This window comes from Streptomyces sp. NPDC050287 (assembly GCF_044459385.1).
In the GTDB taxonomy this organism is placed as follows: domain Bacteria; phylum Actinomycetota; class Actinomycetes; order Streptomycetales; family Streptomycetaceae; genus Streptomyces.
Genome location: NZ_JBITIY010000021.1, coordinates 53612 through 73142 on the forward strand (window position 1 = coordinate 53612; position 19531 = coordinate 73142).

Below are 19531 nucleotides of genomic sequence, written 5' to 3' on the forward strand. Positions count from 1 at the left end.
CGGAGGAACACACTGGGACGGGGGTGTGCCGACGGAGCTCAGTCACGTTTGCAGATGCGGTCCAGGAGGTTCGCGGTGGCACGCTGGACACGGGGGTCGACGTGGCCCGGGCGGTCCAGGAACGGGGACCAGGCGAACGTCCCGGACGCGAAGACCAGGGCGCCGGATGGGGTGCGGTAGAGAGAGGTCTCCTGGTGGCGGAGGACGCCCCCGGAGTCGGTGTACGGGGAGTGCGCGAGCAGGATGCGCTCGTCGTGCTCGGGCAACGGGGCACGCGGGAAGTAGCGGTCGGCCTCGCCCGCGACCAGGCCCTCGATCTCGTCACCCTCGTGCGCGCCGGTCGCCTCCCACAGCCAGTGGTCGGCGTTGCGGACGATCAGAGGGCTCGGTTCGGGGACGTGGCCGGCGTACTGGATGCCGACCACCTGCTGCTCGGCGCCGTCGATCTCCCGCCACAACACGGGTTTCCCGGGCCCTTTGCGCTTGCGGCAGGTGAGCAGACGGTCGGGGACGCCGGACGGGGACGGCCCCAGCTCCACCTGCCAGTACATGGTGTTGGCGGAGAGGAAGACGAGGGAGGTGCCGTGGTCACGGGCCCGCTCGGCGGTGCGGCGCATGTTCGCCGACCAGTACTCGTCGTGGCCGGGGAAGACCAGACCGCGGTAGCGGGTGGGGTCGATGTGACCGGCGTGCAGGTCGCGGGCGTCGGCGTAGGCGAGGTCGTAGCCGTAGCGCTCGGCGAAGCGGATGAAGTCGTAGGCGTGGCCGACATGGAGGGGAAGACCGGCGCCCGCGTACGGGCGGTCGAAGGAGACCGTCGTCGCCGCGTCGGACTCGCCGAGCAGCCGGCCGTTCTCGTCCCAGGCGTGGTAGAGGCTGGCGCCGGTGCGGCCGTCCTCCGGATAGAGGTTGTACGCCTGCCAGGTCACGTCGGGCAGCAGGAGGAGCAGGTCCGCCGGGTGGTCGTGGCGGACGGTGAACGGGACGTGGGAGCGGTAGCCGTCGACGGTGGTGAGGACGGCGACGTACGCCCCGACGCTCCAGTAGCTCGGGATCTGCAGGCGCCAGGACAGCCACCAGTGGTGACAGGAGACCGTGCGGTCGGCGGTGAGCGGCTGCGGCTGGACGATGCCGGACAGCCGGGGGCTGGTGGTGATCTTGGCGGCGCCGTCACCGCCGTAGTGGCCGATGCGGTAGATGTCGACGGCGAATTCCTGCGGCGGGTCGACGGTGACATGGAAGTCGACGGCCTCGCCGGGGGCGACCGCGCCGGTGGAGGTGAAGCCCTTGATCTGACGGTGCACGTCGTCGGCGGAGCGGGGGCCTCCACTCGCGCGGGGGCCCTCGGCGGCGCGAGGGCCTCCGGCGGCGCGGGGGGCGGGAACGCGGGGGTGCGCCGTGACACTCTCGCCGGTGGACTGCTGCGAACTTGGGTCCACGTACCAGGGGACGACCTGGCCGGTGTCGTCGAAGTACGTCACGTTGCCGCGGAGCCAGGGCACGGGGCCCTGGCCGAAGGGATCCGTCACGGCGTGCGCGAGTGCTCCCGACTCCCAGCGGCGGATCTGCTGCGGTCCCGGTCCCGAACCCATGGACTCTCCCCTCCCTGGTTCCCCCGTTGTGCGTTTCGTGCGTATCTGTGCGTCTTGCGGGCCTGTGTGCCTTGCGGGCCTTGTGTGGCTGCGTGTCTCTGTGGCTTGCGTGTCTGCGTGTGCTGTGCGCCTGCCGCGTGGGTGGTGGCCTGGGTCGTGAGTCGTCAGCCGTGAGTCGTGGTCGTGAGTCGTGGTTGTCGGTCGTGCGTCTGTCGTATGTCGCGAGCCCTTGCCTGCGCGCGATCGGTCCCAGCACATCACATTACGCACGCGCACTGTCACTATTCGTTGCGAATGGGCCGAAAATGGAATCAGGGGATCCGATCACGGAGATGGGGACGGAGGCGGATGAGACGCGGACCGGCGTGCCGTGATGCGACCCGTCAGGCCAGGCGAACCGGTTTTTCCGGGCGTATGCCTGATTCGATCAGCCAGACCTGCAGGGGCGTCGGATCGCCGTCCTCGACGAGGCTGAGGACGCGGGAGGCCAGGTCGGTCGTCCGTTCGCCGTTGATCATGAGCGACGGGCCGTCCAGCCAGTCGAGGCCCGGGGTCGCACCCGCGTTGTCGATCGCGGCGCAGCACACCATCGCGGTGACGTGCTCGGCGAGCAGTTCCCGTCCGGTCCGGGGCGGTTGCAGGGGGAAGAGCGGCAGCGTGCCGTCGTCCCAGAGCGCCGTGTCGGGGCTGCCCTGTCCGGGGACGGGCTGGGCAGCATCCCCCCGCGGGGCGGCCGCCGCCTCCTCCTCGCGGGCGAGCTCCGCACTGAGCCGAGCGGCGAGTGCGGCACTGCGGTCACTGCCGCGGGGGAGGTGGCGGGGGTCGTCCTTGTCGTGGGGGTCGTCGTCCTTGTCGTGAGGGCTGTTCTGGTGGTGGGAGGCGTCCTGATGGGGGGCCGCCTGATCGTGGGGGACGTCCTGATCGTGGGGGACGTCCTGGTCGTGGCGGGCCGCCGGATGGCGGGGAGCCGCCGGGTCATGAGGGGAGGCTGGGCAATCCGGGACGGGCGGGTCGAGGAGGTCGGCCTCGATGGGCGCGGTCGGTGTGCCGGTGGTGGGGGGGCTGGGGTCGGTCAGGTGGTCGATGACCCGGGCCAGAGTGGGGGCGGCGGGGGCCGGGGACGCGGGCTCGGGGGAGCGGCGGACGCCCAGGGTGTCGAGGACACGGTGCAGGCGGGCGGCGTCCGTGCGCCACTTGCGGTCGACGACCTCGTCCGGATATTCCTGCCAGCCCACCGGCGACCAGTCAGGACCGGACTCCGCCGGGACTCCGTGGAAGAGGCGCGCGGCGAGGAGCGAGGCCGCCTCGTCCACCGTGCCGGGCTCTTCCAGCAGGTCGCAGGCGGGGCGCTCGCCCAGCCTGGAGGCGAAGCCCTCGGCCAGCCGGTCCCGGCGGGACAGCTCGGTCAGCGCCGCGACGACGCCCGCGTCCAGACGGGAGGGCCAGCGGCCCATGCGCCAGGCGGGCAGCGCGACCTTGGTCAGCAGCCGGTCCCAGCCCGCGTACGCGAGGCCCACCTGCTCCTGGGCGACGATCCGCAGCCCGTAGTCCACAGCCTGTGCACGCTCGGCCGCCGCGACCGCCACCCCGCGCTCCATCTCCGCGGCATGGCCTCGGCAGCTGCGCAGCAGGAGCCGGGCGACCCATCCGATACCCACGAGCACCGTGCGGGTCACCGGGTCGCGGCCGGAGGCGGAGGCCACGGCCACGGCCGCGTCCAGGCCCCGTACGAAACGGCGGGCCGCCGCTATGTCGGGCTGCGCCGAAGGTCCCGTACCGGCGACGACCGGGGCGAGGACCGCGCGGAGTTCGCCGACGCGCATCCACCACAGGAACGGGGAGCCGATGACCAGCACGGGAGCGGCCACGGCCCGGCGGTGGGCGCTGTGGACACCCGCTATCTCGTCCTGGTCGTCCTGCGGGGGCGGGCCGTGGGCCGGGTGGGTGCGGTCCTCGAGCCAGCTGTCGCAGTCGGGGGTGAGCGCTATGGCGGAGGGGGCGGGCACGTCGAGCCGCTCGGCGAGGTCGCGCACCATGCGGTACAGGTCGGGTGCCGACTCCTCGGCGATCGGGACCGTCGGGCTGACGGCGGGACGGGCGCGGGAGACGACCAGGGCGATGGTGCCCGCGGCGAGCAGGACCAGGACGGCGGCCACCGCCGCCACCCACCGGGCCGCGTCCCAGCCCGGCCCCACGAGGTGGTGCGTGACGCCGCCCGCCAGCAGCACCACGGCGACGGCCGCGGGCAGCAGCGCGACGGCCAGCGCCCGGCCGCGGATGCGCAGCACGGCGAGTGCCCGGTGCCGCGCGGCCTGCGCGCCTGCCTCCACACCCATCACGGTCACGACCGGGCCACACCCCCTCCCTGCTGTCCGGGCTGCCTGGCTCTCCTGGCGTTGCTCACTCCCCCACTGTGGCACCCACCACTGACATCGCAATGCCGGTGGGCCAAGTGCCGGAAAGCTTGCGCCGCACCCTAGTTGGGGCCTGGGGCCCCGTCAGCCGGATGGGGTATCGGTCACTCGATGGAATGGCTTTGGGGAAAGGTGGATGACGGAAAGCAAGGATCAGGCCCCGAATCCTGAGACGGATTCGGGGCCTGTGGGGTTTATCGGCGCCGGGAGTTTGCCCCGGGGTTTCGTCCGGGGTCCCAGCGGTGTTCTCAGGTTCCGGACGCCACCTTCGCCGCGATGTCCGTACGGTGCTGGGAACCGTCGAGAAGAATGCGGCCGACGGCCCGGTACGCGCGGTCACGGGCTTCGGAGAGGTCCTTGCCGCTCGCCGTCACGGACAGCACGCGGCCGCCCGCGCTGACGACGGCGTCGCCTTCCTGCCTGGTACCCGCGTGCAGGACGTACGCGTGCGGGGCGTCCTCGGCGGCCACCTCGTCCAGGCCCGTGATCGGGTCGCCGGTGCGCGGGGTGCCGGGGTAGTTGTGCGAGGCGATGACCACGGTGACCGCGGCCTCGTCGCTCCAGCGCAGGGGCGGCAGGTCGGCGAGGTTGCTGGTGGCTGCGGCCATCAGGATGCCGGCCAGCGGGGTCTTCAGACGGGCCAGGACGACCTGCGTCTCCGGGTCGCCGAAGCGGGCGTTGAACTCGATGACCCGGACGCCGCGGGAGGTGATCGCGAGACCGGCGTAGAGCAGGCCGGAGAAGGGGGTACCGCGGCGGCGCATCTCGTCGACGGTCGGCTGGAGCACGGTCTCCATGACCTCGTCGACCAGTTTCGGGTCGGCCCAGGGCAGCGGGGAGTAGGCGCCCATGCCGCCCGTGTTCGGGCCCTCGTCGCCGTCGAGGGCGCGCTTGAAGTCCTGGGCGGGCTGTAGGGGGACGACCGTCACGCCGTCGGTGATGGCGAACAGGGAGACCTCAGGGCCGTCCAGGAACTCCTCGATGACCACGCGCTCGCAGGCGTTGGCGTGCGCCTTCGCCGCCTCGAGGTCACCGGTCACCACGACGCCCTTGCCGGCGGCGAGACCGTCGTCCTTCACGACGTACGGCGCACCGAAGGCGTCGAGAGCTCGCTCGACCTCTTCCGGGGTCGTACAGACGTATGAGCGGGCGGTGGGGACCTCCGCCGCCGCCATGACGTCCTTGGCGAAGGCCTTCGAGCCCTCCAGCTGCGCGGCCTCCTTGGAGGGGCCGAAGACGGGGATGCCCGCCCCGCGGACGGCGTCGGCGACCCCGGCGACGAGCGGCGCCTCCGGGCCTACGACCACCAGGTCGGCGCCGAGTTCCACGGCCAGCGCGGAGACGGCCGCGCCGTCCAGGGCGTCGACCTGGTGCAGCTCGGCGACCTCGGCGATGCCGGCGTTGCCGGGGGCGCAGTGCAGCGCGGTGACGTCGGGATCGAGGGACAGGGAGCGGCACAGGGCGTGTTCGCGGGCGCCGGTACCGATGACGAGGACCTTCACGCGGGCCAGCCTAACGGGGTTTTTGTGCGGGGTTCCGAAGGGGTGGGGGTGGGCGGGTTGTGGGTTCCTCCAAGAGGGCCCCTCTGCTACCCGAGGCCGGGTCACTCGTGGTGCTTGTGGTTATGGGCTTGTGGTGCTCGTCTTACTCGTTGGTGAACTCCTCCACCACCGTCGCTCCCAGCTCCCGGACGATGAGTTCGTGGCCGGAGAGGGCCGACTCGTCCAGGTCGGGATCGTCGTCCGCGGGGATGTCGTCCTCGGGGGAGACCGGGGGCGGTTCGGGGGCGGCCGGCCGGGGGGCGGGGGCAGGAGTCGCCGAGCGAGCCGGGGACGAGGAGGACGAGGGCGAGGTGGGTGCAGCGGGGGCCGACTGCGGGTACGCCGGGCGCTGTGGCGCCGTACCGCCACCGGCGCCGGAGTACCCACCGCCGCCGCCCGCGCCGTAACCGGTGCCACCGCCGCCGTTGAAGCCGGGAGTGCCGCCGGCCGGGGCTGCGGTGCCGCCGCCCGACGGGTCGACGATCGCCTCGATCTTCCACTGCACGTTGAACTGCTCGGCCAGCGCCTGCCGCAGTACCTCCTCGCTGCCGCTGCCCGCGAAGTTGTCGCGGGCGCCGGCGTTTATGAAGCCGAGCTGGAGGGTGGTGCCGTCGAAGCCGGTCACCTGGGCGTTCTGGCTGAGCAGGATCCAGGTGAAACGGCGCCTGTTCTTGACCGCCTCCAGGATGTTCGGCCACAGCGTGCGGGGGTCCGGGCCTCCGGCCGAGGGGGTGTAGGCGGCCGGGGCCGTGGATGCGGGCGCGGGTGGCGAGGCCTGCGCCGGTGGGGGCGTGCCTGCGGAGGCGGAGGCGGGTGGGCCCGCGGCCGGTGTGGGTCGGCCGCCGCCCGCGGGGGCCGCGGTGGGCCAGCCGCCCGGCCGTCGGGCGCCGCCCGCCTGGGCTGTGGTGGGCCAGGCACCCGGGGCCGGGGCAGCCGGCGCCCCTTGGGGGCGGGACTGCTCGGGCGCCGGGGACGGTGCGCCGCCGGGGTGGCCGGGGGCCGAAGCGTTGCCGGATGAACCGGCGGGCGCCGCGGGCGGCGTATCGCCGTACGCGGGCCTATCGCCATACCCAGGTGAATCGCCGTACCCGGGTGAACCGGTGGACGCGGGTGAGCCGCTGGACGCGCGCGGATCAGCGCCCGCAGCCGGGCCCGCGCCGACACCCGTCCCGGCGCCCGGAGCCCCAGGAGCGCCCGCGACAGCCTGGTCGGTGCCGCCACCGTGCCCCGGAGCCGCGCCGTAGCCAGAGGCCGGCCCCTGTCCCGAAGCCGCCGAATGTCCCACCGGCGCCACGGCACCCGAAGCCCCCGCCCCGGCCGCCGTACCGCCGCCTCCCGGCGCACCCGCAGCCCGTACGGCGGCCCGAGCCGCAGCGGGCCCACTGCCGGGCGGAACCGGTTGAACCGGCGCGCCCACCGCTCCCGCGCCCGCTCCCCCATGCGCCTCCGGCCCCGGCACGTAGCCCATCGCGGGCGCGCCCCCACCAGCGGAGAAGTTCACGCCCCGCTCGATACGGTCGAGACGGGCCATGACCGAGCGTTCGTCGCCGTAGGCGGCGGGCAGCAGCACGCGCGCGCAGATGAGCTCCAGTTGGAGACGGGGCGAGTTGGCGCCCCGCATGTCGGTCAGGCCCTGGTTGACGAGGTCGGCGGCGCGGCTGAGTTCGGCGGCGCCGAAGGTGCCGGCCTGGGCCTGCATCCGCTCGACGACGTCGACGGGGGCGTCGATGAGCCCCTTCTCCGCGGCGTCCGGCACGGCGGCGAGGATCACCAGGTCCCGCAGCCGCTCCAGCAGGTCGGCCACGAACCGCCGGGGGTCATTGCCGCCCTCGATGACGCGGTCGACCACCTCGAAGGCGGCGGCACCGTCACCGGTGGCGAAGGCCTCGACGACGGAGTCGAGGAGCGAGCCGTCGGTGTATCCCAGCAGGGAGGTCGCCATGGCGTACGTCACACCATCCGCTCCCGCCCCCGAGAGCAGCTGGTCCATGACGGACATGGAGTCACGCACGGACCCCGCGCCCGCGCGCACGACGAGCGGGAGCACACCGTCCTCGACAGGGATGTTCTCGCGCCCGCAGACCTCGGCGAGGTAGTCCCGAAGCGTCCCGGGCGGCACCAGCCGGAACGGATAGTGATGGGTCCGCGACCGGATGGTCCCGATGACCTTCTCGGGCTCGGTGGTGGCGAAGATGAACTTGAGGTGCTCCGGGGGCTCCTCGACGACCTTGAGGAGCGCGTTGAAGCCCGCCGACGTGACCATGTGGGCCTCGTCGATGATGTAGATCTTGTACCGGCTGCCGGCCGGCCCGAAGAAGGCCTTCTCCCTGAGGTCGCGCGCGTCGTCCACACCGCCGTGCGAGGCGGCGTCGATCTCGATGACGTCGATGGACCCCGGACCGTTCCGCGCCAGGTCGCGGCAGGACTGGCACTCACCGCAAGGGGTGGGCGTGGGTCCCTGCTCGCAGTTCAGGCACCTGGCCAGAATCCGCGCACTGGTCGTCTTCCCGCACCCACGCGGACCGCTGAACAGGTACGCGTGATTGACCCGGTTGTTCCGCAGCGCCTGCTGCAGCGGGTCAGTGACATGCTCCTGCCCGATGACCTCGGCGAACGACTCCGGGCGATAGCGGCGGTACAACGCGAGAGACGACACGCTTACGAGGTTATAGGCGCCCACTGACATCGGGCCCCGCCCGCCGGTCACCCTCCCCCAGCACCCGCCAACGCAAGCGCCCCCCACGCACCCGCCAGAGCCAACCTACCCTTGCTGCCTTCCGGCCCTGGGGGAGTTCAGTCAGATAGCGCCGCGTGAGGGGCTGCGCCAAGGCTACAGGATCTGAGCGGGGGGAACGAGTTCGCGAGCACTCCTCAACGTCTTGTATTGTTTGCGGCGGAGGATTCGCCTAGAGGCCTAGGGCGCACGCTTGGAAAGCGTGTTGGGGGCAACCCCTCACGAGTTCGAATCTCGTATCCTCCGCAGCCGCCCACCTGGGCAAACGAAGGTCCCGACCGTTCAGCGGTCGGGACCTCGTCGTTCCGTGGTTGCAGTTTTGGTTGCAGTTCCCGGATAACCCCCGTTGAGGACGGCCCGGCACACCCTGCAGTACGACATGGCCGCGTACCGCCCGTACCTGCGCGTCAGCCGGCCGTACCCGAAGCACGGCCCTTGCTCCCACGTCGGGCACCCGAGAGCGGCGGCGGCCCACCTCAGTGGTCGCCAAGGCCCCTGCGGCGGCCCGGGAACTGCTCGAACGCCGAGCGGAGGCCGCGCCGGGGGAGCCCGCGCAGTTCATCATGTTCGGGCATCCGAGCCCCGGCCTCGCACCGGGCGCCCGGTGGGCACTGGAACGGGGACTCCTGATCCAGGAAATCGGTGCGCGTGAAATCGGCCGGATCGGCAAGGCCGCCCAGGCCGACGACGCCGTCGTACGCCTCACTCGCGAAACCGCGTACGCTGCCGGGCTCCTGGGCCGGGACGGCGACCGCGTGGCGCCCACCGAGGCGTACGACGCCTGGGCGGAACAGGAACCCCCGGAGCAGTTCGCCGTACTGCTTCAGGCATGGCGGAACCTGCCGCTCACCCCCACCCGGGCGCGCGACGAGGACAACAAGGCACTTCCCGCTCTCGCCGGAGCACCGCCTTGCAACGGCTGCGTGCAGGCCCGCCACGGACTGTCGACCGCAGCCGCACAGCTCCCGACACGGCAGGGCACGAGGATCACCCTTCTTCATCAGGGAGAAGGCGGTCAACAAGCACACCGGCGACATCTTCCAGAAGCTGGGGCCGACACCGACGGAGCGGGGCAATCGGCGGGTGCTGGCGGTGTTGGCCCATCTGGAGCGGTGAGGATTCCTCGCGGCATGCACAAGCAGCCTTGTGGCGGCGGGAGACGGCGGTGGAAGCGCGTAACTCCCTCTTGGTCAGCGCCTCCCGGGCGCCTGCCGGAGTTCGCCGACGAGCTGAGGGGTGAGGAGCGCGCCGCCGCGATCGGAGAGGACGGCCATCTCGTAGCCGACCAGGCCGATGTCGCAGCCCTCCTCGGCGAGGACACCGAGGCAGGAGCCGTCGCGCATCTGGTTGACCATCATGAACCCGTCGAACATTTCGATCATGACGAGCTTCATGCCGCGGAAGCCGTGAGTCGTGGCGGCGTTCTGAGTGAGGGACGCGATGCCGGACACCACGGCGGAGAGGTGGTCGGCACGATCGCAGGTGAGGCCTTCGGAGGCCGCTATGAGGAGGCCGTCGGAGGAGACGGCGACCGCGTGGGTGACGCCGTCGGCGGTGCGGACGAAGTCGGAGACGAGCCAGGCGAAGTTCTGGTGCGCGGAGGTCACGGGTGGTTCCTATCTGGCCTCGGCGCGCGCGACGCCCGCCCGGAAGCCGTTGAGCATGGAGGAGACGTACGTCCGCCGGTCCGGCGGCGGGGCCTCGTCGGGGGCGAGGATCCGGGCGGGGAGGGTGACGAGAGCGGACACGCCCCCGCCGGGAGTGTCCGAGAGCAGGACCTCGACGCCGAGGCGGCGGGCGAGGCGGCCGACGACGTAGTGGCCGAGATACCGGGTGGGGGCCACGAGGAACGCCTCCTCCCCGGCGATACGGGCGTTGGCGCGGTCGAGATCCTCGGGGGACATGCCGACGCCGTGGTCGACGACGGCGATGCAGTACTCGTTGCCGTCCCCCCAGCCGTGGACGTCCACGGGCTGGTCGGGCGGGGAGAAGGTGAGGGCGTTCTCGACCAGTTCGGCCAGCAGATGGGAGAGTTCGGCGACGGCGCGGCCGCTGATCCGGCGGGGCTCGATCTCGGCCGGGGTCACCCGTCGGTACTGTTCGACCTCGCCCATGGCGGACTGTACGAGTTCGAGGCTGCTGGCGGTCACGCTGCTGGTCTGGGGGCTGCGTTCGTCGACGAGGACGAGCAGGCTCTCCGCGTTGCGCCGCATACGGGTCGCGAGGTGGTCGAGTTCGAAGAGCTCGGCGAGCGCCTCGGGGTCGAGCTCCTGCTGTTCGAGGGCGGTGATGAGGCTCAACTGTCGGCGGACGAGCCCCTGGTTGCGGCGGCCGAGGCTGGCGAGGGACTCGGTGGTGTTGCGGCGCAGCACGGCCTGCTCGGCGGCGAGTCCGACGGCGGTTCGCTCGACGTTGTGCAGGGCGGAGACGGCCCTCGTGATCTCCTGTGCGCTGCTGGGCAGCCCCCGGTCCTCCTCGGGTGGCACGAGTTCGCCGGCCTGGATGCGCGCCACGGTGTCGGGCAGGCGGCGCTGGGCGACGTCGTCGGCCTCGCGGGCGAGCGCGTCGAGGGGCCTGGTGATGGCGCGGCCGGCGAGGATCGCGGCGGCGACCAGGGCGGCGGCCATCAGCACGCCGAGGGCGATGTAGCCGGCCAGGGCGGTGGCGGCGTCGTCGCTGAGAGTTTTGGCGCGGGCCTGTACGTCGGTGTCGATCCGCTGCTGCGCCCGATGCAGGGTGGCGTCAACGCGGCTCCCGTCGCGGGCGAACGCTGCCGGGTCGGCGTGCAGCCGTGACCCGTCGTGGGCCTTGAGGACCGCGTTCTCGAGGCTGTCGAGGCGCTGGATCACGGGCGAGGAGAAGATCTTCGTCACGTCGTCGCGCTGGGACGGAGTGGCGAGCTTGAAGAAGCGGCCCATTGCGGACCGGCGCGTAGCCCGCGCTTCGACGAAGTCGAGGAAGCTCGACCCCTTGAAGGAACCTGTGGCCAGAACGCCGGCGAGCAGGCTGCCTTCCTGGCTTTGGGCTTCCTTCGCCTCGGCGAGCGCCTGGAGGGCGGCCAGGTCGTCGCGCAACAGCCGGTCGCCGCGGGTGGCCTTGTCCGCGGCGGGGTCGGCGGCATTGAGCGCGCCGATCACGTCGGTGTAATAGGTCTGGGTCTTCTTGCGGTCGGCCGTGCCTGAGTCCACGTCGGTGCGGATCGAGTCGAACTTCCCGAAGCGGCTCATCGCGCCGGCCGCGAGCGGCTCGTCACGCAGCTGACGGCGGAAGTCGTCGACCTGCTCGCGCTTGCCGGTGAGCTGTGCGCGGTAGCTGTTTTCGCCGGCGAGCAGGCCGTAGGTGAGGATGCGCTCTGTCTGCAGGTTGTGCACCAGAGCCTGGATGCGCACGCTCACCCCGACCTGCGACCTGGTGTCACGCGCGTCCTGGTACGCATGGAGCTGGTTGTTGACGGCCACGCCGACCATCACCAGCAGCAGGCAGGTCGGTACGGCGAGGATGAGCGCCATGCGTCCACGGATGGTGCGCCAGCCGAATGCGTTGCCCATGGTCTGCGCCCAACGGCCTCGGACGGAGAACCTCATTTGCGACTCCCGCCTCGTCGGCCTCATCAACGGTCAGACATTAGCGATCCGCCCCTTTAGCAGGGTTTCTGTCGCGTAACGTATCGGCTTCAGCCGTATCACCGTATTACTCCATTGGGTGCATGAATCGTTGTATGCCCGGCCTTTCGGTAGCGGGCGCGCGGGCGGCGCAGGTGCCCCGCGCTCGGGGGTCACCGTGCCCACAGTCCCTTGGCCAGGGTGGGCAGGCCGCTGGTCTTGGGCGCCGCGAAGTCGGAGGGCCTTCCACCACAGCCGAGGAGCTCATGAGGCCGCTCGCCGCGCCTGCGGTCAGGGCCCTTTGCCACAGGCATGCGGCGAACGCGCCCTCTGCCGGTGATCAGCGGTCACGCATCGAGTGCGCCCCGCCCGGCCCGAGATGCCCCGAGGCGGCTCTCCTCGTGCCATCAGGCCAGCGGGTAGCCCAGAGCCAGGGCGGCCTTGCGAAACGCCGGCAGACGGTCGGGGGGAGACCGCGAGGTGGAGCTCACCGATGCGGGTACACAGCACGCGCAGGCGGCGGTCGCTGATGATGAGGGCTGCCAGCGCCTCGTCCGCGCTCTCGATGAGATGGGCCTGCCCTGTATCGCGGAGTCGGCCGGTGCGGCGGCCGGTGTCGTCGAGCAGGGTGGTGACGGTCTGGGGCACGGGGTGCGAGGCAGCCTGGTTCAGGTAGGCACGGAGCTCGTCGAGGGTGTGCCCGCGGTCGAGGGCGTGCAGAAGAGAAGCGGGGGTGAGCGTCCAGACCCGGTCGGTTTTCCGGTCGGAGAAGGCGTCCAGGAGGAGTGTGTCGGCGGAGGGCAGCCCGTCGAGGGCCACGATGTCCAAGTTCGCCAGGACCGTGACCCTGCCCGTCGGGACGGCCGAGGCGGGGCCTGGGCAGGGGCGTAGTCGCCCGTGAGGCCGACGGCGTGGGCGCCCAGGGGATTGAGGCGGAGTGCGGACAGGCCGTCGTAGCGGCTGAGCTGGTCGAGGTAGTCGCCGCCCCAGTTGTCCCGGTAGTCGTCGCGGGCGCCCGCCGGGGGGACGTACTCGATGTCGATGAGGCCGAGCGTGGCGGCGTTAGGAACACCACGCCATGCTTGTGTGGCTCGGACTTCGGTCCGCCACGGAATTCGCCCCGGCCGTTTCGCGCGGGACGAGGCCAATACGCGGCTGCTGCCCTGGGTGCTACCGACTGTTCCACCGGCCCCGCCGCGCTCGGACAAGGTCGTACGGGCCGACCTTCCGTCCCCGGCGTTCCGATCCTGGACGTCGACTACACGGCGACGAGGCGCACTCTGTCGCCGCAGAGCTTCGTCATGTCGTCGATGTCCGAGGTGAGCACGACGACCGGGCGGCGCTGGCGCAGCGCCGTCTCGGCCACGGCAGCGTCGATGGCGTATTTGTGACCATGCAACCCAGCGTTGATCAGCATGGCTGAGGCGGCCTTGGCCTCCTCGTCGCCGATGTGCACGATCCGCACGCCGGACAGGACCCAGGCGAGCCGCGCCTTGTCGGTCCGGCGATGCACCGCTTCGATGATGGTGAGTGCGCTGATGACCACCTCCATGCCTCGCTTGCGGGCTTCGGCGATGAGGGCGACGACGGGCTCGTGATCGCTGACAAACTTCGACAGGCCCTCGCAGTCGAGAACGAGGGTGCCTTCGTGGCTCAGCTTGCGGCGGGCCACTGCCCCTCCTCGGCGAACACCTCGTCGAAGACCCGGCGTGCCCGCTCCTGCTCGTGCTCGGAGATCGGCCCCTGGCGGCGTTCGTAGTCGGCCAGGTACTCGTCCAGGATCTGACCGCGCAGCTCGCGCTCCACCGCTTCGGTGATGAACGCGGAGAACTCACGCTTGCCGACCCGTCGGCGGATCGCCTCCGCCGTCCCCTCGGGGAGGGAGAGGCTGACCCTGGTGGCTGGCCCTTCGCCGACGCTGTAAGGAATCTCGCTCATGGGACCGACATTATCAAACAAGTAGGAATTCGACCTGGGTGCAGTACCCCGCGAACGACGCGAGCCCCCGTCACCTCGTGGTCTCAGTTCTGGTCTCATTCACCTACGTTCAGCTGTGTCCGGAAGCCGCTGAACAGTCCGCTCCCCCCCTCACGAGTTCGAATCTCGTATCCTCCGCCAGTGCCTCACCGGGCACGGTTCCGGAGCGGCCCACCGCGAGGTGGAACCCTTCGATGCGCGGTTAACGGGGCGGCCGAACAGCCACGGAACGGTTGCCGTCATTCCAGATGTAGACACCGCTGGTACCTGCGCCGTACCAACTCTCCGGCCCGACCTCGGCCGTGAGAGACGGGTACTCGCTGATGTAATCCCAAACCTCGGCCGGGTCCACCTGCCTGTACGGCTGATTGAACACCAGAGCGGGCCTGCCGGTGGTCCGCGAAAGCCACGTGGTCGTGTGGTCGTAGAACCCCGGCCTGCCTTGGCATTCCCTCTTGGCGCAGCGGCCCCTGTCGAGCCAGTGGAGTCCGGACGAACACCCCGTGTTGCCACTCTTGAGGTCGTGCCGGTCCGCCCAGTCCAACAGGTCCGCGCGCATCTGGACGTAGATGTTCGGGCCGTAGGGCCAGTGCACGCCGTCGGCGTCACGGTTGAGCACGCCCCGGGCGTGGTCATCCAGAGAGCTGATCAGTTCCTTCTGATCGGTACTCTGGCAGCGCCAGCACCACCACTCCGCTTGTCCGATCCCGGAGCCGAAGAACAACCCCTGCCGGGACCGTCCGCATCCCTCACAGTCGTACATGATCTTGCTCCTTCGCTTCTCGTCGGACCCGATTCGGTGCAGTGGGGAACGGATCAGGCGGTTCCCTCCCTGTAGGGAAGGGAGAACCGCAGAACCATCCGGCTCCCGGCGGTTCGGAGCCACCCGGTATCACCAGGCATGGCCTGGGCTTTCGTGCGACCGAAGCCGCCGACGCGGAGCCGCTCGGCGGATCAGCAGCGCACCGACCATCCACATGCGCCCCACCAACCCGTTCCATGCCGGCGTCACCGCGGAGGGTGGGACGTTCACGCGGCCTGCCCTCCGATGTCGCACTCGGCCCGGCGGCGGCCGGCCCTCAGTCCCATCTCCTCGCGAACTCGGCTCCGGCCAGCAGGTCGACGATCCGCACGATCGGATCATCGAGTCCCATGGCCACCAACACATCGGCGGGAAGGACTACGTACTTCCCCTTCTCCTTCGTGACACGGCAGGGGAAGCGGCCCGCCCTCACCAGTCCGCACGCCTTCGCTGCGTCGACCCCAAGGAGATCTGCCACCTTGCGGAGGGGCATTGGCTCGCCCAGCCACTGCGACAGCCGCCTTGCGCTCGGGTTCACTCGGCTTCCTTCCGCAGTCCGTCGAGTTCGTAGGGCTCGCCCCCGGGCACCTGCCCCGAACCCGAGGCGAGGAATGCGGCCAAGAGCCCGAGGCGGTGCAAGGTAGCGCCCATGCGTTCGCCGCTGATGCGCTCCCCCAGCAAAGAGTCCACCTCACCGACGGCCTGGATGTCCGACTCGTTGCGGATGGGCGAGTAGTCGTCGTCAAGGAGGCTCGCACGGTCGACAAGGCTGTGCGGATCCGTCGTACGCTCGGCCGGATCAGACCGCTCCACCGCCCAGCCGGCGGCATTGGCAGCCCGGATGACCTGATCACGGACGTCGTCGGCTTCAGCGGCCAGTGCCAGCCCGTACAAGGCGCCGACGAGCATGGCTGACCTCACCTCTGCGACATCGACGCAGAGCCTCCGTGAAACTCTCGCGGCCGACTTCCGCAGGTAGGGGATGATGAAGTACAACGCGAGCAACTGGCCACGCTGGGCCAAGTTCGGCACGTCGCTTCGGGCATCGCGCCCCACGCACCGCCACAGCGCATCCCGAACAGCAGCATCAGCGGCATCCCGTGCCGCCGCTTCCTTCGCCTCCGAGAGCGTGAGGTGCTCGCCGACCGAACATCTCTCCCCGGGTACATGTGGACAGACCAACTGTCCACCGAGCAGCTGCGGAACCTTTAGCTCGATCGACCTGAAGACGTCTGTCGAAGGCAGCAGGGACATGGACTCTCCTCCTGTCGTTCCGTCAACGGCAGGAGGCTGACCACCGCGAAGGACAGCCATCCTCATCCGACGCAGCATGCGCTGATGAGAGTGAACGGCACGCGGTGGCCGAGTGAAGCGGTAGGAGTCGGCGATCACGCATGGGCAGGGCTCACGGATTGGCCATTGGCCTCCTTGCCCTACGGGTCACGGCAATCTGGTCGGGGCATTCACACCAAGAGTATGGTGACTTGTATGGCGACCAAGAAAGTGACGGTGACGATCCCCGAAGATCTCCTGGACGAGATCCGCGCCGAGGCGGCTGAGCGGGGACTTTCGGCGTACGTCGCCGAAGCATTGCGATTCAAGCGCGATCGGGACCGACTGCTGGAACTGGTCGACTGGCTGCAGGAGGAACACGGCGCGGTCACCGAGGACGAGCGCGCGGCAGCACTCTCGGAGCTGGAAGATCTCGACGCCGAGCACGAGCGTCGCCTCACCGCCGGAGGACACAACGCCGGAGAGGCCGCGTGACCAAGCGAGCCGGTGAGCACGGGCAGCGGCCACTGCGCGCCTTCGTACTCGACTGCGAAGCCCTGTCCCTGGCCGTGCGTGGCGACCGGAAGATGATCGCCTGGCTCGATCTCGCAGCACGAGGCGAAGCCGAAGTGGTCACGTCGCCCATGACCCTGGTGGAGGCGTACGACGGCAGAACCACCGAGCAGCGCTGGGACTGGGTGCTCTCCCGACTCAAGGTCGCCGACATCGGTAAGGACGAGGCCCGCCAGGCCCGGCGCCTCCTGGCTGACGCCAAGCTGCACGGCCACAAGTACGCCATCGACGCCGTGCTCACTGTCATCGCACGCCAGCAGAAGGGCCAGGTCACCGTCTTCACCTCGGACGTGGACGACCTGGAGAAGCTCCTCCCGGACACCATCGTCGTCAAGCAGGTATGACCCGGCGCCCTGGTCTCGGTTCTGGTCTCATTCACCCCCGTCCAGCGCCGTCCGTCACCTGAGAGGCGCTTCCCTGACGGATCGGGCCGTCCCGGGGCCGTCCGAGGAAGCCCGACGACAACCAACGCCGACAACCACCGACAGCTAAGTCGCGGGTCGCAGCGTTGATCGTCAACAAGTCCGCAGGTCAGAAGCCCGGCCCGCCCCTTCCTTGAAGAGACTTACGGCAGAGCTCCCGCACATCGGACAGTGCTGCAATGTAGTCGTTGTACCGGCCGATAGCCTCGGCGCTCACTTCGCTGGGGGCGAGCCCCATGATTCGCCCGAAGAGATCAGCTATCGGCTCATGGAGACGGTACGCGGCTTCCCTGACCTCCACCGGGGCCTCAAGCAAAAGCGTGGCTTTGGCACTAATGAACTCGTCCAAGACCTGCCGAGCCGTCGACCATGTGCCAGCATCGCGTAACTCATCTCCTATGATGACGCCGCCAGTTACCTCGACCAGGAGTAGAGGTTGCATCTTGTCGGCCGCCTCCAGAAACTTCGAGTACGCCTCCCGGCGAATCTGCCGAAGCCACTGATCATGGGTCATCGTGACTTGAGCATCTGCCTGATACCTGGCCCTGCGAAGTGCGATTAGGCCCGCTCCCCAAGCGCCGATGGCACCCAGGACGCCGCCCCCCAAAGCACCCACCAAACCGGCCACCCCTGCATCCATAGACCGTCAATCCAGCGAATCGCTCTGTCACTTCAGTAGGGCTGCGTGGTCTCCTCGGCGAGGGCACAGACTCGGATTCGGGCCGTCTGCGGACCGTCCGAAGGTGGTCGGCGTCGACAGGTGCCGACAGTCGTCGGCGGCTCTCGCCCGTGTCAGAGACGCCGCGTCGAAAACCGGCATCGGTGCCAATTGGCGGAGGCAAGTCGAGGAACATCAGAAGATCGGCGTGCCAGGCCCGCCGTCACGTCGCTTCCGTTAGCAGTGACGGCAACGCTGACGGCAACCACGACGGACGGCAGCGGCACTCGACAGCCCAGCACGACACTGGCGAAACACCGACGGCCCGACCCACCAGGGCGTGCCCGCATCTTCCAAGCGCCTGGCCCCCAAGGGGCCTGCCACAAGGAAGCAGTCGTGCCACACGCGTGCCAGATCGTGCCGGGAACCAGGGGGAACACCGGGGAAGCAACGGACGTGCCACCGGTCAGCGACGCACTTTCGCAGCAGGTCAGCCACACAGCGAGCCTCAGATCACCTCAGCTTCCCAAGCTGAAGGCCCCGAAATCGTGAGCCCCGACACCGTCACGCCCTGGCTGTGCCTGCTCAGCTTGGACGCGAGCCAGGCATGCGCGTCCGCAGTAGATGCCCGGTACCAACCAGGCATCTGCGTCCAACAGTGGCCTTCTCGGCGTGTCCGCGCGGGCAGCAGGTGGTCCGGCCCCGCGGAGCGGTTGTCGTAGCCTGGCGGCCATGTTGCGCCGCTTGATGGCCCTGCCGCGGATACACACCGTCTACGACGTGTCGATCGCGGTGACGGTGGCATTGGTGACCTCGCGCTACGACGAGGCGTACGACCTTCTCATCGGCTGCATGATGGCCTTGGCGCTGCTGTTGCGGCGGCATCGGCCGATGCCGGTGATGTGCGTGGTCTGGGGACTTACGCTGATCCAGTACGTGGTGACGCACGACTTGGCCGCGTACGACGTGGCGTTGCTCGTCGCGATGGTTTCCGTGGTCACCCACACCCGGACGATGTGGCACGCCTACGCAGCCGGCGCGGGCGTGGTGCTGGGCATCGCGGCGCTTTTCGGCGGGATGGTCCCGTTCGGCAGGTCGGCGAGCGAGAGCTTGATCGACATCGTCGCGGTCGGCGGTGTCTGTGCGGCCATATGGCTGACCGCCATGGTGCTGCGGACGCGCCGGCTGTACGTGGCCAGCCTGGAAGCCCGGGCCGCCACAGCCGAACGGGAGCGTGAGCACCTGGTGCAGCTCGCGGCCGCCGAGGAGCGCGCGGAGATCGCCAGGGAGCTGCACGATGTGGTCGCCCACAGCCTGGCGGTGATGATTCTGCAGGCCGACGGCGCCGGCTACGTCCTCAGGACGGACGCCGACAAAGCCGCGACCGCGCTGAAGGCCGTCGCCGACACCGGCCGTGACGCGCTGGAGGACATGCACCGGATCGTGCGGGTCCTGCGCGGCGGCCGGGCCCCCGGGCAGGACGGGGCGCTGGATACGGAAACCGGTCGCCGCCGGGTCTCGCTGGACGATCTGGAGACGGTGGCCGAGCGCGCCCGCGCCGCCGGACTGAAGGTGACCGTGGAGACCGAGGGTGAGCGGGACGGGCTGTCGACGGCGGACGAACTGACCGTGTTGCGGGTCGTCCAGGAGAGTCTCACCAACGTACTGCGGCATGCCGGTCCCAGCGCGGAGGTCACCATCACCCTGCGGTTCGACAAGGACGTGGTGCGGATCGGCGTGGTCGACGACGGAGCCGGCAAGCTGGCCGGCTCCAGTCCCGCGGCGGACCGGGGCACCGGCGGGAACGGTCTCATAGGGATGCGTGAGCGCCTGGAGGTGTCCGGCGGCAGTTTCACCGCCGGACCGCGCCTGGGCGCGGGATGGCAGGTCGCTGCGGAGCTGCCGGTGAAAACGACGGGATGAACGGGATGAACGGGATGAACG

16 protein-coding genes, 1 tRNA gene and 1 other RNA gene are annotated in these 19531 nt (G+C 70.2%); 4 read left to right on the forward strand and 14 right to left on the reverse strand.

From position 1 onward, the window contains the following. Positions 1 to 38: 38 nt before the first annotated feature. The 5 genes from ACIBK3_RS42850 to ffs form a co-directional block, all read right to left on the reverse strand. Positions 39 to 1592 carry a N,N-dimethylformamidase beta subunit family domain-containing protein gene (locus ACIBK3_RS42850; RefSeq protein WP_399373736.1) on the reverse strand — a complete coding sequence of 518 codons (1554 nt, stop codon included), beginning with the start codon at positions 1590 to 1592 and terminating at the stop codon, positions 39 to 41. Positions 1593 to 1975: 383 nt separating this feature from the next. Then, positions 1976 to 3928 (reverse strand): hypothetical protein, encoded by a 1953-nt coding sequence (locus tag ACIBK3_RS42855; RefSeq protein WP_399373827.1) that lies wholly within the window; start codon positions 3926 to 3928, stop codon positions 1976 to 1978. Between the two features lie 326 nt (positions 3929 to 4254). Beyond that, on the reverse strand, positions 4255 to 5508 hold the full coding sequence (gene purD / locus ACIBK3_RS42860) for a phosphoribosylamine--glycine ligase (protein WP_399373737.1): 1254 nt from the start codon (positions 5506 to 5508) through the stop codon (positions 4255 to 4257). 142 nt (positions 5509 to 5650) lie between these two features. Continuing rightward, on the reverse strand, positions 5651 to 8203 hold the full coding sequence (locus tag ACIBK3_RS42865; RefSeq protein WP_399373739.1) for a DNA polymerase III subunit gamma and tau: 2553 nt from the start codon (positions 8201 to 8203) through the stop codon (positions 5651 to 5653). 69 nt (positions 8204 to 8272) lie between these two features. After that, positions 8273 to 8371: signal recognition particle sRNA small type (ffs, locus tag ACIBK3_RS42870), an RNA gene on the reverse strand. Between the two features lie 71 nt (positions 8372 to 8442). Between ffs and ACIBK3_RS42875 the strand changes: the two genes are divergently transcribed. Continuing rightward, positions 8443 to 8527: transfer RNA gene (locus tag ACIBK3_RS42875), tRNA-Ser, on the forward strand. 944 nt (positions 8528 to 9471) lie between these two features. On the opposite strand, the gene ACIBK3_RS42880 is transcribed toward ACIBK3_RS42875, so the two are convergent. The 8 genes from ACIBK3_RS42880 to ACIBK3_RS42915 form a co-directional block, all read right to left on the reverse strand. Beyond that, positions 9472 to 9888, reverse strand: coding sequence for a roadblock/LC7 domain-containing protein (locus ACIBK3_RS42880; protein ID WP_399373741.1), 417 nt, complete (start codon positions 9886 to 9888; stop codon positions 9472 to 9474). Between the two features lie 9 nt (positions 9889 to 9897). Continuing rightward, positions 9898 to 11865, reverse strand: coding sequence for a nitrate- and nitrite sensing domain-containing protein (locus ACIBK3_RS42885; RefSeq protein ID WP_399373743.1), 1968 nt, complete (start codon positions 11863 to 11865; stop codon positions 9898 to 9900). 309 nt (positions 11866 to 12174) lie between these two features. Further along, positions 12175 to 12702 (reverse strand): helicase-associated domain-containing protein, encoded by a 528-nt coding sequence (locus tag ACIBK3_RS42890; RefSeq protein ID WP_399373828.1) that lies wholly within the window; start codon positions 12700 to 12702, stop codon positions 12175 to 12177. Between the two features lie 439 nt (positions 12703 to 13141). After that, on the reverse strand, positions 13142 to 13555 hold the full coding sequence (locus ACIBK3_RS42895) for a DNA-binding protein (protein WP_399373745.1): 414 nt from the start codon (positions 13553 to 13555) through the stop codon (positions 13142 to 13144). Beyond that, entirely contained in the window at positions 13537 to 13821 is a 285-nt protein-coding gene (locus ACIBK3_RS42900) for a hypothetical protein (RefSeq protein ID WP_030973973.1), read from the reverse strand. The genes ACIBK3_RS42895 and ACIBK3_RS42900 overlap by 19 nt, the downstream gene beginning before the upstream one ends. Positions 13822 to 14062: 241 nt before the next feature. After that, positions 14063 to 14623, reverse strand: coding sequence for a hypothetical protein (locus ACIBK3_RS42905; protein WP_399373747.1), 561 nt, complete (start codon positions 14621 to 14623; stop codon positions 14063 to 14065). A gap of 316 nt (positions 14624 to 14939) precedes the next feature. After that, positions 14940 to 15200 carry a hypothetical protein gene (locus tag ACIBK3_RS42910; RefSeq protein ID WP_393844682.1) on the reverse strand — a complete coding sequence of 87 codons (261 nt, stop codon included), beginning with the start codon at positions 15198 to 15200 and terminating at the stop codon, positions 14940 to 14942. Then, a complete protein-coding gene (locus ACIBK3_RS42915) occupies positions 15197 to 15916 on the reverse strand; it encodes a hypothetical protein (RefSeq protein ID WP_399373749.1) in 720 nt (239 codons plus the stop codon). Before ACIBK3_RS42915 ends, ACIBK3_RS42910 begins: the two co-directional genes overlap by 4 nt. 234 nt (positions 15917 to 16150) lie before the next feature. Here ACIBK3_RS42915 and ACIBK3_RS42920 point away from each other — a divergent pair, with 234 nt between their 5' ends. Continuing rightward, positions 16151 to 16429: a CopG family transcriptional regulator gene (locus ACIBK3_RS42920; protein WP_079661300.1), complete on the forward strand. Its 279-nt coding sequence runs from the start codon at positions 16151 to 16153 to the stop codon at positions 16427 to 16429. After that, entirely contained in the window at positions 16426 to 16851 is a 426-nt protein-coding gene (locus ACIBK3_RS42925) for a hypothetical protein (protein ID WP_399373751.1), read from the forward strand. Before ACIBK3_RS42920 ends, ACIBK3_RS42925 begins: the two co-directional genes overlap by 4 nt. Before the next feature lie 187 nt (positions 16852 to 17038). Here ACIBK3_RS42925 and ACIBK3_RS42930 read toward each other — a convergent pair whose 3' ends face one another. Further along, positions 17039 to 17443, reverse strand: coding sequence for a hypothetical protein (locus tag ACIBK3_RS42930; RefSeq protein ID WP_399373753.1), 405 nt, complete (start codon positions 17441 to 17443; stop codon positions 17039 to 17041). Between the two features lie 876 nt (positions 17444 to 18319). Here ACIBK3_RS42930 and ACIBK3_RS42935 point away from each other — a divergent pair. Continuing rightward, positions 18320 to 19510: a sensor histidine kinase gene (locus ACIBK3_RS42935; protein ID WP_399373755.1), complete on the forward strand. Its 1191-nt coding sequence runs from the start codon at positions 18320 to 18322 to the stop codon at positions 19508 to 19510. Positions 19511 to 19531 lie beyond the last annotated feature (21 nt).